The organism is Nonomuraea sp. NPDC051191, from assembly GCF_044455665.1.
Taxonomy (GTDB): Bacteria; Actinomycetota; Actinomycetes; order Streptosporangiales; family Streptosporangiaceae; genus Nonomuraea.
The window spans coordinates 348,284-363,610 of sequence record NZ_JBITEZ010000012.1 but is presented as its reverse complement, the minus strand read 5'-3'; the positions used below and the strand labels follow the sequence as shown (position 1 = coordinate 363,610).

The window sequence follows — 15,327 nt, the reverse complement described above, 5'->3', positions numbered from 1 at the left end:
CCGGGGCCGGTGCGTCGGGTGACGGATGGTCAGCGCGGGTCGGGCTGGCTGGTGGGTGCGTGGGCGGCCGGGCGGGTGAACCCGATCAAGTCACTGCGCTGGTAGGTGTCGATCTGGATGACGGTGCGCTTGTTGGGTGCGTGGATCATCTGGCCGCCTCCGAGGACGATGCCGACGTGTCCGGGCCCGTCTGGTTCCATGCGGAAGAAGGCGAGGTCGCCGGGCTGTTCCTGCCCGCTCGGGATGGGGGGTCCCCATCGCCATTGGTCGGCGGCGACGCGCGGGATGGAGATCCCGGCTGCTTGGAAGGCGCGCATGGTCAGCCCGCTGCAGTCGAAGGACGCTGGTCCTTCGGCTCCCCAGACGTAGGGTTTGCCGAGCTGGGCGTGGGCGTAGGCGATGACTGCGGCGACCTGCTCGCCAGGAATGATCGTGACGCACGTCCCGGCCGAGGCATCTACGACGCGTTGCGCGAGTGCCTCCCATTGCGCGTAGGCGTCAGGGAAGCCGGAACGTTGCACGGCCTGGGCGGCGCGGGGGAGCGGGAGCTGCTCCCAGCGTTTCACCTTGACCAGATGGTCGTAGAAGGTGCCGGTCGCATAGTGGGGATCAAGGATCTGCTCACGCGTCCCCCAACCTTGTAGGGGGCGTTGCTGGAACAACCCCAGCGAATCGAGGTGCCCGTAGCGCAGGTTCCGCAGCTGGGATTCCTGCAGGGCGGTGGCGACGGCGATCACCGCCGCCCGCGCGGGCAGACCGCGTTCCATCGCGACTTCGACGATGAGCGTGGCGTTGGCCTGCTGCTCGCCGTCCAAGGTCATGGCGGTGGCGAGGCTGGTAGCGGTCAGGGGCGCCGCGACCGGCTCGCCCGCCGTCCTGCTCGCCGTCGTCGCGGGTGTGATCGCGCAGGCCATGCCGCCGGGTGTTGCCGAGCCGGTGACGATGATGGTGGCGGCTGCGAGGAAGGCCAAGACGATGAGCAGCAGGAGAGCGGCGCCGGCCGCGGCGACCTTCACCTTCCCGGCTCCTCCGCGCCGAAGATGCGGTCAAGGAATGCGTCGCCGTCTTCAGCCATGGTGGATTGTCCGGGGGCTTGGCCAAGGGTGAGGTGGGGCCAGCCGTTGGCGAGGTCGGCCAGCCGCATCCTTCCCTGTCCGGCCGTGGCGGTGGTGGGAAGCCAGCAGGGCCCGGCCGGGCCGTCGTCCAGTTCGGTCTGTACGGCGGTGGCGATCGGCAGGTCAGTGGTGATGATTAGCTTGCGGAGGTTGGATTCGCGGGTGCGGCTGGGCAGCCAGAACAGCACCGGGGTGGTGATGCGGGTGGTGTCGGCGAGGTCGCTGTATGAGGCGAGCTTGCCGGTGACCTTGGCCAGGGTCATGCTGCCGGTGTCGTGTTCGAGGAAGAAGTCGATCTGGCGGCCGTTCTCGGCCCAGCATCCGTAGGCGTCGGGCCGGGCCAGGTCGCCCCACATCTGGGCGCACTGCTTCTCTGACAGCCAGGCCCGCAGCTGGGTGTCGGGACGGTGGCGGGCCAGGTGGGCGAGGTTGACGAAGAAGTCGTTGACGCCGACCTGGTGACCCCGTAGCGATGACACCGCGACGCTCATGGACCGGTCCGGGTGATAGCCCAGTTCCTTGATCGTGGTCTGGTCGCGCAGCGCGAGGAGTTCGGCTCCGGCCCGGCCGAGTATCCAGTGGTGTGGATAGGAGCCTGTGGGCGTCCAGGGCCGGTAGGGGGTGATCATGCCGAGGCTACGCAGGATGCCCAGGCGGCGGCGGGTGGGCTGCGGCTTGGTGAAGAACAGTTTTTCCAGTTGGTGAGTGGTCAGGACCCGGTGGTGAAGAAGGTGCTCCAGGACCTGGTAGTCGCGTGGGGTGAGGCGGGCTGCGGCGTGGGCGATGGCGGCGGCGTCGAAGCGGGGCAGGCCGAGCGGGCGGCGGGTGATGGGCATGACGGTTCTCCAAGGTTGAGATGGATGCTGGTGGAGCTGTGGTGGCGGGGGAGTGGCTGGCCGAGAAAGCCTCAGTCGAGCTGCTCGTCTCGCGTAGTCGTCTGGCTGTGGATGGCAGGGCGCAGGTCCAGCTCGACGCGGATCTGACGGGCCCTGCGGACGGGAGACCGGGGGGTACGGCTGGGCTGAGTGAACTGCTCTCGGGACGCCTGCCTGACTGCTTCTTGCCGGCCTTCGATCGGTGCGGGGAGGGGCCGGGTGCGCAGGGTGAACGCGGAGGTTTGCTGTCCGCCGATGATGAGTCGGGCGGCTGCTTGGTAGGCGCCGAGGTGGGTGAGGTCGTGCGGAGTGAGCAGGGGCGCGGTGTGGTGCTTGAGGTCGTTCGCGTCCTTGGGCGAGGCGTTGAAGTACACCTTGTTCCGCGCGTCAGCCGACAGCGCTTCACGCAGGTCCGCCGGTAGCTGGTCGAGATGCTGATGGGCGAGTACCAGGGAGAGCCGGTAGCCGCGCGCCTCGGCGAGGACGTCGTTGACGTGGCCGGGCAGGTTGAGGAAGTTGTGGCACTCGTCGATGACGAGGGAGGCGTCCAGCCGGTCGGCCTCTGCGAGGTTGGAGCGGCGGGTGGCGGCCTGCCAGGTGTGGGCGAGCAGGATAGAGCCGAACAGCCGGGCCGCATCGTCGCCCAAGATCCCTTTGGGTAGCCGAGCCAGTACGAGCCCTCCCTGATCGAGGAGCTTGCCGATGGGGACGGTGGTGTCCGGGCTGGCCAGTGCCTGCCGCACGAACGGCCGGAGCAGGACGGCGCGGAGCTTGTTCATCACCGGGCCGATGACGGTTGCCTGCCCGGCTGGGGTGAGGGCTTCGTAGGAGTCCCAGAACCCGCCCAGCAGCCCGTCATCCAGCTTGGTGATGATCTGCGCGCGGAATGCCTGATCTGTTAGCAACCTCGGCACCTCGCCCAGGGCCGCCTTGCGGCCCAGGACGGAGGTGAGGGTGAGGCAGGTGGAGCGGAGCAGGTCGTCTACGCGTGGTCCCCAGGCTGTGGAGAAGCAGCGGTGGAAGATGGTGACAACGGAGTCGACCGCGAAGGCGGGATCAGGCCCGGCGAGGATGTTGATCGACGGCGGCGGCCCTGCATCTTGCGGGTCGAACACGACTGTCTTTCCCACGGCCCGTGCCGGAAGACGGTTGAGGATGTCGGTGATCAGGTCGCCCTTGGGGTCGATGACCAGGGCGCCCCGGCCTGCGGCCGCATCGGCCAGGACGAGGTTGGCCAGCAGGGTTGATTTGCCGACGCCGGTGCCGCCGAGCACGTGGGTGTGGTGCCGCCCGTCCCGCACCGGTAGCGCGACGGGGCGCTGTGGGCCGCTGTCGGCGTCGCCCAGGATGCGTGCGGTACCACCGGCCGCGTTGCGGGGTATGGCCGGTGACGGGGCGACGGGGCGGGCTCCGGCGCGGGTGACGCCGGGGGCGTCGATGTCCCACGGTAGGTGGGCGAGCGCGGCCAGCTCGGCGACCGACAGCAGACAGCCGTCGTCGAGGCGGCGCGAGCTGATCGCGCGGCCGGGCCGCCAGAGGCGTGCTCGGCGCAGGTACTGGTGGCTGCCTGTGTAGAGAGCGAAGACGCCGGCCAAGGTGTGAGCTTGACCTCGCAGCCACCCGCGGACCAGGTCCGGAGAAGTCGTGGCACCGGCACGGACATTGGATGGTTGCGGGGCTGCAGCGGGCTCGCGACTGGTGGAGACGGCGTAGCGGATGGCGACCGTGTAACGCGGCTGGCCGGCCTTGGCCAGGATTGCGCGCACCTGCTCGGCGCGCTCGGGGAAGTCGCGGGTGAGCTCGCCTGTGCGGTGGCGGTAGCGGCTGTCGGGCAGCTGAAGAACCTCGTCGAAGAGGCGGCCGAGGTGGTGTCGGCTGCCTCCGCCGCGAAGGTGGGCGGCGGCCCGGTAGGCGTGCCGCAGGCGGCGGCCAGTGGTCGGGCGGGCGAGGATCTGTACGACGGCGTGCTCGCCCTCGCGCAGTCCGCTCATCGCCTCCAGCAGTGAGCGGGCCGGGTCGTGGTCATGGTCGGTGGTGAGCGGGAAGTGCTCGGGCGCGGCGAGTACGAGCCGCCCGCCCGCAACCTTCGCCTCTGCGGGGATGGGCGGGGTGGCGGGGCTGATGGTGGTGGTCGCGCCGGGCCACGCGGCGTGGATGGCCTTCTCCACGATGCTGGGCGGGATGGTTCCGGGTACCCATAGCCGGATGCGCACTCCTGCGTCGCTGCCGTGGTACTCCCACACCAGATGCGGCTGCCCGTCGAAGAACCGTTTCCATGCGGGGCGGAGCAGGCCGATGAGCTGCCGCCACAGCACCGCTGCGCCTTCGGGATCGCTGCGCGGCGGGGAGGAGATCTCGATGAGCCGGGCCTGGGGGATCATGTCGGCGTGACGGGCCCAGCCGCGTAGGGAGCGCACCGCGCGGTCCACCACCCAGGTCAGGGCCAGGACGGCGAGTAGAAAGGGCCCGTGGGCGAGAGCGAACTCGGGCAGGCGGGTAGGTAGCTGGGCGAGGAAGTCCAGAGCGTCTTGGACGTGGTTCTCATCGATGCCGCACAGCAGACAGGGTGAGCTCAGGTCCGAGGGCATCAATCGTGAGCTGAAACGCAGGTCCGTTATCACAAGGGGTCGCCTTCCTCATCGTCCTGGTGGTCACGGCTGAACTCGGTGAAGCCGGGCGCATCGAGCGGACAAGCGGACCCGGCCGGTTGCGGGGCGCGCTGATCGCCTTGCTCGAGTTCGGCCAGGTGGGCGGGATCGGTGGTGATCAGGTCTGCTTCTTGGGGAGAGGCGATGATGTGGAAGGGGGCTCGGCTGGCGGGGCCGGCGACCAGGAGCGCCTCGCCGCGTTCGGCGGTGAGGAGGAACTGGCGCTCGCCGTCGGTCAGGTCGAAGGCGTCCCCGACCGCGCCGATAGCCTGAGGGGCTTGGCGGAGCAGGACCTGATTGGCGGCGTTGGCGACGATCGCCTGCCCCAGCTCTGAGCCGAGCAGATCCGCGGCGTCCTGGGTGATGACGGCGAGCCCGGCCCAGTGCTTGCGTGCGGCCTTCGCCATCCGGAACAGGAACCGCGCGCCCTCGGGCTCCCTCATGAGGAGCCAGGCTTCGTCCACGACGACGAGGCGCTTCCTGCGGTCGCGGGGGTTGGCCACCCGCCGCCAGATCGCATCCAGGGCGAGCAGGATGCCGACCGCTTTCATCTCCTCGGGCAGGTCCTGCAGCGAGAACACGGTCAGGTGCCCGGACGGATGGGTGGTGGTGGGGCCGTCGAACAACTCGCGGTAGGAGCCGGACACGTAGGGTGCGAGCTGGGCGGCCAGCTCCGCCCCGGCCGAATTGGTGGCTTCTCCTCCTCGCCCTTCCATTCTGGTAAGGCTGGTGACCAGATCGGCGAGGAGGGGCGCGGGCCGCGTCCAGGTGGCGGGGTCGCGGGTGATCCCAGCAGCCGCGTAGGTGGCGATGATCGCCGAATCCAGAACAGCTCTGGCCTGGGCGGTGAGCTGTCCGCCGAGCATGGTGGCGGTGAGCGTCTGCAGGAACATCGCCCGGCGCGAGAGCACGTCATCGCGTGGGCCGTGGCTGGCGGGCAGGTCGAATGGGTTCCACCGGACCCCGGCGGCGCCGAGGCTCAGGCAGGTGCCGCCGACCGCGCGGGCCAGGCGCGCGTATTCGTCTTCGGGGTCGACGACCGCGACTTCGACCCCTTGGTAGAGCAGGCGGAGCGTTTCGAGTTTGGTGAAGAAGCTCTTGCCGGCACCGGAGCGGGCCAGCACGACGGAGTTGTGGTTGTCCTGGGCGTAGCGGTCCCACAGAACGACGCCGGAGCCGGTGGCGCTCAGTCCGTACAGCACGCTCGTCTTGCCGATCTCGGTAGCGAGGTCGGGTGAGGTGAACGGAAAGGCCGCCGCGAGCGCGCTGGTGTCGAAGGTTCGGGTCAGGTTCAGGGAGTCGACGCCGAGCGGCAGACCTGTCGTCCACCCCTGCAACGCGCGGAACGTGGCAGGCTGTGCGTCGAGCAACAGCGAGGAGGCGAGCGCCCGCACGCGTTCGACCTCAGCGGCCAGCTCGACCTCGCTGGAGGCGTGGATGGTGAGGTACAGGCCAACTCTGAACAGGCGGCCGTGGCCTCGGGCGAGGCTGTCGGCCAGGTCGGTGGCGTCATCGGCAGCGGCCTCGGCGGCGAAGTCCTGGAGGCGGCCGTGCTGGGCGTCGGCGCGACTGGCCGATTCCAGGCGGGCGAGCTGGCGGCGGAGCCGCATCGCCGCGACCTGCTGCGGGATGGGTTCGATGTGCAGGGACAGGTCGAGGTGGCCGGGGTAGGTGAGCAGGGGTTCGAGCCAGCCAGCGCCGACCTCGCGGGGGTAGCCGGTTACGGCGAAGGACGCTGCGACGGCGTTGGGCAGGGCGATGGCGCGGATGCCGATTTGCACGGCGGCTGGGCTGGTGAGGGCGCTCGGCCGCTGCTCTCGGGTACGGCGGCGCAGTTTCATGACGTACTCCTGGTCGAGGTGATGAGTTCGTCGGGCAGGACCTGGCCGGCGGGATGACGGGCGCCGGGGTCGAGGCATTCGGTGAGCGCGTGTGTGGCCTCATCGGCGGCCAGGACACGAGTGGTCACGCCGAGCGAGGCCAGGGCGCGTTCGGCTTCTGCCGCCCGGCGCAAGACCACCGCAGCGGAGGTGTCCCGCCGTACTGACCGTCGGCCTCGGCCAGAAGCCGCCTGGTATCGGAGCACGACGAGAACCTGCCGGGTCAGCAGTTCGCGGGAGGTGTTCAGCTCGGCCAGGTAGGCGGCATGCTCGCGCGCTGCCTGGGCCAGCGGCGGATGCGGCAGGACCTCTGCTTGGGCCTCGACGGACTGAATGAGGTCGGAAAGGTCCGCCGGCCGTGCTCGGGCCAGCAGTTGTACGGGTGCTTCGAGGGAGTTCAGCCACCTGCCGAACCCGCCGACCAGCGCGGCCTGCTCGCCGGTGGTACGCAGGTGAAACGACAAGGTGCCGGTCTCGACCAGTACGGCGACGCCGCCGTCTGCGAGTTCGAGCGCGCCGTCCGTGCGGATGGCCCGCACCGGGAGCCGCAGGGGCGCGGGCAGCTTGCCGCGCAGGCGGCACCACCTCGGCGGCTCGGTGACTCCGTCCGGCGCGGCGACCAGCCTCTTGGCAGTCCAGGCGAACAGTACGGCGGAGAGGGCGAACCGGTCCAGGCTCAGCCCGTCCCGTCGTCCGAGGGCGATGGCGATGCCGAGGGCGATGAGCGGGAGCAGGATCGCAGCCAGGATGACGACGGGCAGGAGCTGGTGGAACAGGTAATAGACAGCGGCGGCGATGCCGCCGGTCAGAGCGACGATGAGGAGCTGACGGAAGGAGAGCCCGTAGGCGATCTTGTCGGGCTGGTTGATGTCGGCCGGAATGCGGGCCAGTGGCGGCGGCTCTGCCTCGTGCTTCATCCGTTCCCTCCTCGTGGAGTGGGCGGGGTGCGGCGGGGCGCCGGGTCAAGGCGCAGGCGGAGCTGGCCGCGGCGGGGCGCGCGGGTGGGCATGCCGGGTAGCCGGTCCTGCACCCACGGCGGGCGGGGTCGAATCCACGGCCCCGACGCCGACGCCGAAGGCGTGCGCGACGGCGCAGCACCCGGCGGTGCGGGTGGGCGGGGGACACGGGCGACCGGGAACGGCATCGCGAGCTGGGTGCCCTGCCGGGCCCGGCGGGCTGAGGCGGCAGCCGCTTCCTGGGTTGGAGCGGATGGGATGGACGCCGGCATGTTGAGCGGGAGCTCGAGTTGCCGCCAGGACGGTGAACGGTTGGGCATGGCGGCTCCCGTCTGCGGGCTGGTTGGAGTTGTGGGGCCAGGGCGCTTGGGCCTGGTCGGGCTGCCCGGCTTCGGGCTTCGACCGGGGCCGCTCATGCCGTTGCCTGGTCCGCCGTGCCGGTGGACTCCTGCCGTACCGCCTTTGCGGGCAGCGGCGGCTCGGCCGGTCTTGCCGAGGAAGCGGGCGGCACCGAGGGCCTTGTAGACGATCACGGCTTTGACGAGGCGTTTGAGCGTGGTGGGCTGGCCCTGCTGCCAGATCGTCTTGGCGACCCAGCCAGGGATCTTGATCAGGACGAACAGGACACCGATCAAGATGAGCGCGTCCAGGGCCCGGTTGAACGTGGGCCGCATCGTGGCCTCGACCGCATCGCCCGTGCCGGGGTTGGCGGGGGCGAGGGGGTAGGCGGCGGCGGAGTCTGTGAGGAACAGCTTGAACGCCAGGATCAGCCCGATGGCTTGCAGGACCTGGATGGCGAGCAGGCCGAAGAAGCAGCGCCACCACAGGCGCGCGATCCCTTCGGTCTGCGGCAGCGCGTGACACAGCAGGGCGAGCGGCGCGACGATGATCAGGAACACGAGCAGGGTGATGCGGATGAGGCCGATCAACGCAAGCACAAGGCCCATCAGCGCCGCCACGCCGATCAGCAGCACGAGGAAGAGCACGGTGCCCTTAGGGGCCTTGATCAGGCCGTCCACCTTGGCCGCGATCAGGTTCCCCGCGCGCATTCCGTCGACTCCATCGCCGAGCAGCGCGGTGACCATGGCGTTGGTCAGCTCGATGGCGTACTGGCAGATGGTCAGCGAGACGTTCAACGCGATCACTGCGACGATCAGGCGTGGGATGATCTCGCCGGGCGTGGTGGAGTTGCCGGGGTGGCTGCCGTGGGCCATCGCGATCACGCCACCGGCCAGCACCATGAGCACCAGGAGCGCGTTGGCGACGAGCTGGACATGGCCGGACAGCTCCCGGACCCGCTCCAGCATCATCGGCGGCGGGGCGGCCAGCAGGGTGCTTCCGACCAGGACGAAGGCGGGGTTGATCGCGTCGGTGACAAGGCTGGTGAACCAGCCGTTCATCGCCTGGTTGATTTTGCAACCGACATCCAACCACCCGCACTCCGGCACCCCACCGGACGGAACGGAAGGTGGCGTGGTGGCAGGCGGAATCCAGGTCACCTGCGGCGACGGAGCCGGACTCGGGCTCGTGATGGCCGAAGGCGTCGGGGTGGGCTCGGCGCGGGCTGGCGGGGGTGCGGCGAGCCCGGCTGCTGCGGCGGCGAGCAGGAAGCTCAAGTAGGCCCGAACCAGCCAGGCCGTCCGCCGCTTTCCCGCTCCGCCCGGTTCCTGGCGGCGGATCATCACGCGCCCACGATGCCTTTGAGGATCGTCACCAGGAGCGGGGCGAGGGCGGCGATGCCGTAGCCGAGGGCGGCGTAGCGCAGGCCCTTCTTGGCGGCTTCGACTTCGCTTGGGTCGCCGCCGGCCAGGATGTAGCGGACTCCTGCGACGGTGAGGAACAGGGTGGCGAGTGCTACGAGGAGGCCCACGATGACGTTGCGCAGGTTGTCGATCACCGCGTTCAGCGAGGACGGAGCCGCTGCCGCGTTGACCGAGTCCAGGCCGGTGGAGTCGGCGTGGGCGGCAGCGAAGGCGACGGCATGGACGATCACGTATTCGAGCAGGGTGCCCATGACGAGACCGCCGAGAACGACCAGAACGATGAGACAGATCTTGAAGCTGTGGGCATGCGGTGAAGTGGTGCGGCGCGGGCGGGTCATGTGCTGCCTCCCAGGGCGTGAAGCGGAGCGAACGGCGGTCGCGGTCGCGGGCGAGCGATTGCGCGGGCCGATGGTGCGGGAAGAGGGCGGCGCGGAGGTGCCGAACCCGGCTGCGGGGCCGAGGTGGGCTTCCTCCTTCGAGGTGCGGAGCGTGGGCTGGGCCGGGTGACAGGGACCGGTGACCAGGTACGGGTCCCGCTGCCGGGCTCGGCGATCTTCCGCGCTGCCTTCACCTGTCCAAAGACCAGGTCGAAGCGTCGAGTTGGGACATGGTGGCCAGCGGATTTTGCGTCGTCTTTGCTGGCGACCTTGCGCTGGCGCCAGCCCGATCGCTACAGGTTGCGCTTGAGAAACGCCTGGTAGAGGGCATTCTCGGCGCGCTGGCGGCGCTTGAGCGCGGTGCAGTACAGCAGGCCGCGGCGGCGGCAGTAGAAGCTGAGCGAGATGCCCTCCAGCCGGGTGAAGCCGATCATCTCCGCCTCATCCAGGGTGGTGATCCCTTCGGCGACCGCCTGGGCGAGCAGCAGGTCAGGGTGGCCGGCCGGGTAGGTGAGCGCCTGCTGCCCGCTCTCGGCGCGGTCGAGCAGGTCGGGGTCGGCCAGCGGACGCGGCGGCTCGACGGCCAGAGCGCGGAGCACGGCGAACTGCGTCAGCCGTGACAGCCGCAGCAGCGGGTGCGACCAGGCAAGGTTCACCCGGACCAGGGCTTCCATGTAGGCAGTTAGGACTTCGGCTTCCAGGTCTTCCTGATCCATGCGGGTGAGCCGGTCCGGATGGCCGCTCTGTCCGATGTGGGTCTTGTCGGTCAGGGCGGTGACGAGGCGGCCCAGCATGGGGCGGGCGAGTGCGACGGCGGCGACCATCCACGCGCCCCGGTGCGTGCGGGCCTGGATGATCAGGTGCCGCCACACATGGTCGCGAATGGCGCGGGTGCAGGACGGGTGCAGCAGCAGGTGCCGTAGTTCGTCCAGCGGGATGAGCCGAGCGGGGAGCCCTTCCCCGAGCTCGGCTCCATCGACGGACAGTGGCTGCGGGCCGCGCATGAGCAGCTCGAACGCGTGCCCGGCCACGTCCAGCGGCAGCGAACTCGCGGTCGTGACGGCCGAGGTGGTCGACGTGGTGGTGGTTGAGGTGGGGTCCGTGGAGAGATGGACCGAGGTGTGGAACATGGCGACGCTCCCGAAGAGGAGGTTCGGTTCGGACGTCGCCATCTGGTCAGAGCGCCTGTGCAGGAACCGGGCGGGAAATGATCAGACATCGGGCACGGCAATGATCACACCAGGATCTAGCCATGCTCGGGAACCATGCGTGACCTGCGGAAACCCCGAATGTGGGGCGGGGGGACACAGGCGGGCAGGAGATCGCTTTTCGCGGTACTGGACGCAGGAAACTGCGTTGACCTGCGATAACAAGACGTCGCCGACACTGCCGGGTCAAGCTTGCGTCAAGGGGTAGGGCCATCATCTGGCCGCGGTCTCACAAGTTCGGTCTGGTGATCCAGCGCTGCATTCCGGTCACAGTCTTGGCCGCCGGACCGGACGTTCAGTGATCCTGGTCCACGTCGTCCGGCTGGCCGGGAAAGGCGGTGGGCTGGCTGGTGCGGCGCATGCGGGCTTCGTTCCGGGCGCGGGTGATGACAGCCGAGACAGCCTCGGCCGCGTGACGGTCCGCCAGTTGGCGGATCTCCTGCGGAGGGTCACGGTCGTCGATGATGAAGAGGGTTTCGTTGTCGGCGACGTGAGTGCGTACGTGCCAGCCGAGCTGGCGTCCGGCTGCTCGGGCGGCTCGTCGTAGGCCGGCGAGCTCTCCCAGTTCCGTCACGGCGTCGTGGGTGAGGATGAGCTGGCCGTAGAAGCCGCGGTACTCCGGCTTGAGGCCGGCGCTCATCATTGCCTTGAGTTGATCGACGAGCCTGGCGAAGCGGCGTTCGGCCAGTTCATTCTTCCGGTCTGGCATGTGCACCACCTCCCGCTGACACGGCTGGGGCGTGTCTTCCCACCCTAGGTCGATGCTGCCGGGCCGTGGCGGCCAACCGAGATAAAGGGGGGCGATGGATCGCTGCCCGAGAGGTGTACGGCACGTGTACAAGAAAGCCGTGACCTGCGAAAACAGGAACAGAGGCGGAGGTTGGCGAGGTTTGGCGGTGGTACGGCGGCGGCAGTCTTGGGGTGCTGGCCTGAGGCGAGGGTGCGGCCGGGTCTGGACAACCCGGGACGGGTCGGACCCCCCTCCAGCGTCCGACCCGCCAAACCAGCCTGTGGGTAATCGAGCGAGGACGTTGGGTGAATGGCGTAATCGAAATCCGGTAATGCGCCCTACAGGATGCTGGCGCGGTCTCGATGAGCGAGCAGGCGGCCCGGTTGGCGCAGGCTGGCCACAGCCTGTGGACAATCGGTGAGAGGCCCCGGGCAGGAGCCAGGGCGAGTCCGATACGGGTAGGCATTACGGGATCTTTGCTTGACCTGATGTCCCAACCCAGGCTCCTGCATCGGTATTTGGATCAGTGACAGGGATCGCTGACCCGGTATTCGGGCCACACCCACATGACCGAACCGACCACCACCTCATCGTCCAGCACCTCCACCACCTCCACCCCGGCTATCGATCTCTTCCGGGAGTTGTGCGTCAGCCGCGAGGTTCAGGACCCTTCACGGGGACACGTGCCGCTGACGGTGTGGCTGGCCGCAGCCGACACCGAAGTAGCCGCCACCTGCCAGGCGGGTTGCTGCCACCCGGTCTCCGGACCGCTGGCCCGTCACCTGATCGCCGCCTGCACCCGCGTGGGCGAGAGCGTCATCCATCTGGGCGCCACCGACCACCAGGTCGTGTCGGCCGCGCTGACGGCGGGCCGCCTGCCGGTGGCCGTCTTCGCCGACGCGGGACTGGCGGGGGTGACCTGGACCCGGCTGGCGCGCACCCACCCGGACTACGACCTGGAGGTCACCGACCTGCGCGTCACCGACCCCGCAGACCATGGGCCGTCAGTGCTGGCCGACCTAGCTGGGAACGCGGGCCTGGTGGTGGCCGAGCGGTCCTGCCCGCAGGCGCTCGCTGCTGCTGGCCGGCCAGACTCGAGCCCTGAGGCGCAGGTCCTGGACCTCGCCGACATGGCGGGGCTGGTGAAGCCCGGCGGGCATCTGGCCGTGGTCACCGGACTGCACCGCGCTGACCGTGTGGTCGATCCGCTACCGGAGATCATCGCCCGAGCACGTGAGGCGGGGCTGGTGTATCTGCAGCACATCATCGCCCTGCGCCAGCCCGCTCGCAGCGACCGCATCGAACCCCGCCTCTCCCGTCAGGCGCTGGCCGCCTGGCAGGAGTCGCCAGAGCATGCCGGGTTGCCGGCGAGCGCGAGGGCGCACAGCGACGTGCTGCTGTTCACCAAGCCGATGACGCCTTCGAGTCCATCGATGCCGGAACCCAGGCCCACCGAACAGCACGGCGAAGCCAACGAGCTGGCGACGGCGGCACCAGCGGGAGGGAAGCTTTGATGATCAAGCCAACGAAGGACCGGCCCTCGACCGAGGCGACCGCGATCACGACGACCACATCAGTATGGGCGACTGGGCAGCAGCCGTCGCGGTTGCAGCGGCGCGGCCGGTATCTGCCGGAGTCGATGGGGCATCCAGGCAAGATGCTCCCCTCCATCGCCGCCCGCGTGATCGGCACCTACACGCGGCCGGGGGAGCTGGTGGTCGACCCGATGTGCGGGATCGGCACCACCCTGGTCGAAGCCGCCCATCTGGGCAGGCACGCCGCGGGCGTGGAGTACGAGGAGCAGTGGGTGCGCCTGGCTGCGGCGAACCTCGGCTTCGCCAAGAAGCAGGGCGCGACCGGCTTCGGCCAGGTTGTGGCTGGGGACGCCCGTAACATCAGCCGGCTGCTGCCGGACCTGGCTGGGCGGGCGGCGCTGGTGCTCACCTCTCCGCCCTACGGGACCTACACTCACGGGCACATCCGCTCCACCCGCGACACCGGCGAGCCCGGCGTGCGCAAGTGGAACCACCACTACTCGGCCGACCGCGGCAACCTCGCCCATCAGCAACTCCCGGCACTGCTGGAAGGGTTCAGCCGCATCCTGGCCGGATGTAGGGACCTGCTGCGCCCTGGCGGGGTGGTGGCGATCACCGTGCGCCCGTACCGGGTTCGCGGCGAGCTGGTCGATCTGCCCGGCCACGTTCATCAGGTGGCTGAGGCCGCCGGGCTGGTGTTCGCCGACCGGATCGTGTGCCTCCTGTGCGGCCTCGGAGACGGCCACCTCCTCAACCGGGCGTCGTTCTTCCAGCTCTACGAGGCGCGCAAGGCATGGGCGCGCGGCCTGCCCGTGCACGCGGTCGCGCACGAGGACCTGCTGGTGTTCGTTCGCCCGCAGACACCTCGCCCGTGGCCAGCCGCGCCCGGCTCGCACCGTCCAGACGGCCGCGAGCTGAAGTAGCGCCCCGTGGCCCTGGTCCCGGCCCGTATTCGGGCCAGGACCAGGGATTCGTATCCTGACCTGCGGATTTTGCTTGACACAGGCCATGAAGGTGGGCGTCGATAGCGCCCGTCGCCAACCCAACCCCGCCCGTCCCCGGCGTGCCGGGGGTTGTGACCGCCCCGTCGTCAACGGGGACGGCCACCCCCGGCCCCGGACCGGACACGGGCGGGTCGGCGGCGTAGCGCCCGCCACAGCCCGCACCGGCTGAACGGTGCCGCGCATCCCGCGCGGCACCGACCGGCCCCTGTTCATCAACGCGCATGGAGGTGACGCATGACCAGGACAACCCCGAACGAGCTCCTCGCAGCCGGGGCAGCCGAGCGGCCAAAGGTGGTGAGCCTGCTGGCGGCCGGGCGGCTGCTCGGGATGGGCCGCACCAAGGCATACCGGCTCGCGAAAGCGGGGGAGTTCCCGTGCCGGGTGTTGCGCATCGGCGGCCGTTACGCCGTACCGGTGCGCGGGCTGCGGGCGCTACTCGACCCATCAGCAGAACGACTCGATCACATCAGCCCGGGCGGCGACAGCCGTCCGACCAGCGAGGAAGGATGACCACGATGGCCAACAAGCTGGTCAAGCCGACGGTGGGCAAGGGGCCGACCATCGCCAGGGGCACCACGCACAAGATCTGCGCCTGCACCGATCCCGAGACCGGCAAGAACATCGGTAAGACATGTCCGAAGCTGCGCAGCACGCACACAGACGGCGGCCAGCGGTGGAGCTCGACGCACGGCACGTGGGCCTACCAACTGGAGTTGCCCGCGCACGCCGACGGCAGGCGGCGGACCCCGCTGCGGCGGCGCGGGTTCGCGACGTTGGAGGACGCGGAGGCGGAGCTGGATCACGCTCGCGGACTGCTGGCCCTGGACTCCGAACCGGCAGTACGCAGGCAGATCGCCGCTCTGATGCTGTCGGTGCTCAAGGACACCAAGCAGCTTCCCGACACCGAAGAGGTGCGGCGCAAGGTACGCACGCATCAGGACCTGAACCGGAACGTCACCGTCGCCGAGTGGCTGGAGGAGTTCCTCAAGCGCAAGCGCGCCATCGAGCCGACCACCAAACGCGCCTATGAGTCCCACATCCGGCTGTACCTCAACCCGTACCTGGGCGACATCCGGCTGGACCGGCTGCGGGTGTCGGACATCGCCGGCATGTTCGACGCGATCGAGGAGTTCAACGAGATCATCGCAACCGAACGCGCCAGCGGTGACCCCGCCCGTGTACAGGCCGTCCGGTATCGGCGTCCGGTCGGCCCCACCACGATGCACCGCATCCGCG

At 69.6% G+C, this 15,327-nt stretch carries 12 protein-coding genes and 1 pseudogene; 4 read left to right on the top strand and 9 right to left on the bottom strand.

The features are described 5' to 3' along the window. Positions 1-29: 29 nt before the first annotated feature. The 9 genes from ACIA8R_RS33730 to ACIA8R_RS33690 form a co-directional block, all read right to left on the bottom strand. Entirely contained in the window at positions 30-1,016 is a 987-nt protein-coding gene (locus ACIA8R_RS33730) for a C40 family peptidase (protein WP_397041983.1), read from the bottom strand. Beyond that, positions 1,013-1,951 carry a replication-relaxation family protein gene (locus ACIA8R_RS33725; RefSeq protein ID WP_397041982.1) on the bottom strand — a complete coding sequence of 313 codons (939 nt, stop codon included), beginning with the start codon at positions 1,949-1,951 and terminating at the stop codon, positions 1,013-1,015. The genes ACIA8R_RS33730 and ACIA8R_RS33725 overlap by 4 nt, the downstream gene beginning before the upstream one ends. A gap of 71 nt (positions 1,952-2,022) precedes the next feature. Then, positions 2,023-4,578, bottom strand: coding sequence for a type IV secretory system conjugative DNA transfer family protein (locus ACIA8R_RS33720; protein ID WP_397041981.1), 2,556 nt, complete (start codon positions 4,576-4,578; stop codon positions 2,023-2,025). 29 nt (positions 4,579-4,607) lie between these two features. After that, a complete protein-coding gene (locus tag ACIA8R_RS33715; protein WP_397041980.1) occupies positions 4,608-6,479 on the bottom strand; it encodes a VirB4 family type IV secretion system protein in 1,872 nt (623 codons plus the stop codon). Then, the gene (locus ACIA8R_RS33710) at positions 6,476-7,435 is read right to left on the bottom strand and encodes a PrgI family protein (RefSeq protein ID WP_397041979.1); all 960 of its coding nucleotides are present in this window, start codon (positions 7,433-7,435) and stop codon (positions 6,476-6,478) included. Before ACIA8R_RS33710 ends, ACIA8R_RS33715 begins: the two co-directional genes overlap by 4 nt. Continuing rightward, on the bottom strand, positions 7,432-9,159 hold the full coding sequence (locus ACIA8R_RS33705) for a hypothetical protein (RefSeq protein ID WP_397041978.1): 1,728 nt from the start codon (positions 9,157-9,159) through the stop codon (positions 7,432-7,434). Before ACIA8R_RS33705 ends, ACIA8R_RS33710 begins: the two co-directional genes overlap by 4 nt. Then, on the bottom strand, positions 9,156-9,575 hold the full coding sequence (locus ACIA8R_RS33700) for a pilin (RefSeq protein WP_397041977.1): 420 nt from the start codon (positions 9,573-9,575) through the stop codon (positions 9,156-9,158). Before ACIA8R_RS33700 ends, ACIA8R_RS33705 begins: the two co-directional genes overlap by 4 nt. Before the next feature lie 332 nt (positions 9,576-9,907). Further along, complete coding sequence (locus tag ACIA8R_RS33695) at positions 9,908-10,744, bottom strand: hypothetical protein (RefSeq protein ID WP_397041976.1); 837 nt, start codon at positions 10,742-10,744, stop codon at positions 9,908-9,910. Between the two features lie 373 nt (positions 10,745-11,117). Next, positions 11,118-11,531 carry a hypothetical protein gene (locus ACIA8R_RS33690; RefSeq protein ID WP_397041975.1) on the bottom strand — a complete coding sequence of 138 codons (414 nt, stop codon included), beginning with the start codon at positions 11,529-11,531 and terminating at the stop codon, positions 11,118-11,120. A gap of 587 nt (positions 11,532-12,118) precedes the next feature. Here ACIA8R_RS33690 and ACIA8R_RS33685 point away from each other — a divergent pair. The 4 genes and pseudogenes from ACIA8R_RS33685 to ACIA8R_RS33670 all read left to right on the top strand — a co-directional run. After that, complete coding sequence (locus tag ACIA8R_RS33685) at positions 12,119-13,066, top strand: hypothetical protein (protein WP_397041974.1); 948 nt, start codon at positions 12,119-12,121, stop codon at positions 13,064-13,066. Continuing rightward, positions 13,066-14,010, top strand: a complete 945-nt coding sequence (locus ACIA8R_RS33680) for a DNA methyltransferase (RefSeq protein ID WP_397041973.1) — start codon at positions 13,066-13,068, stop codon at positions 14,008-14,010. The genes ACIA8R_RS33685 and ACIA8R_RS33680 overlap by 1 nt, the downstream gene beginning before the upstream one ends. Before the next feature lie 315 nt (positions 14,011-14,325). Beyond that, positions 14,326-14,601: a helix-turn-helix transcriptional regulator gene (locus ACIA8R_RS33675; protein ID WP_397041972.1), complete on the top strand. Its 276-nt coding sequence runs from the start codon at positions 14,326-14,328 to the stop codon at positions 14,599-14,601. After that, a pseudogene (locus ACIA8R_RS33670) lies at positions 14,598-15,182 on the top strand (hypothetical protein); the annotation flags it as partial. The gene ACIA8R_RS33675 and the pseudogene ACIA8R_RS33670, both read left to right, overlap by 4 nt. Between the last annotated feature and the right edge of the window lie 145 nt (positions 15,183-15,327).

What these genes read in the sequence shown, in the direction of transcription:
- ACIA8R_RS33700 (WP_397041977.1), bottom strand. Translation starts at nt 9,575, where the DNA reads ATGACCCGCCCGCGCCGCACCACTTCACCGCATGCCCACAGCTTCAAG.
- ACIA8R_RS33690 (WP_397041975.1), bottom strand. Translation starts at nt 11,531, where the DNA reads ATGCCAGACCGGAAGAATGAACTGGCCGAACGCCGCTTCGCCAGGCTC.
- ACIA8R_RS33675 (WP_397041972.1), top strand. Translation starts at nt 14,326, where the DNA reads ATGACCAGGACAACCCCGAACGAGCTCCTCGCAGCCGGGGCAGCCGAG.
- ACIA8R_RS33715 (WP_397041980.1), bottom strand. Translation starts at nt 6,479, where the DNA reads ATGAAACTGCGCCGCCGTACCCGAGAGCAGCGGCCGAGCGCCCTCACC.
- ACIA8R_RS33685 (WP_397041974.1), top strand. Translation starts at nt 12,119, where the DNA reads ATGACCGAACCGACCACCACCTCATCGTCCAGCACCTCCACCACCTCC.
- ACIA8R_RS33720 (WP_397041981.1), bottom strand. Translation starts at nt 4,578, where the DNA reads ATGCCCTCGGACCTGAGCTCACCCTGTCTGCTGTGCGGCATCGATGAG.
- ACIA8R_RS33725 (WP_397041982.1), bottom strand. Translation starts at nt 1,951, where the DNA reads ATGCCCATCACCCGCCGCCCGCTCGGCCTGCCCCGCTTCGACGCCGCC.
- ACIA8R_RS33710 (WP_397041979.1), bottom strand. Translation starts at nt 7,435, where the DNA reads ATGAAGCACGAGGCAGAGCCGCCGCCACTGGCCCGCATTCCGGCCGAC.
- ACIA8R_RS33680 (WP_397041973.1), top strand. Translation starts at nt 13,066, where the DNA reads ATGATCAAGCCAACGAAGGACCGGCCCTCGACCGAGGCGACCGCGATC.
- ACIA8R_RS33695 (WP_397041976.1), bottom strand. Translation starts at nt 10,744, where the DNA reads ATGTTCCACACCTCGGTCCATCTCTCCACGGACCCCACCTCAACCACC.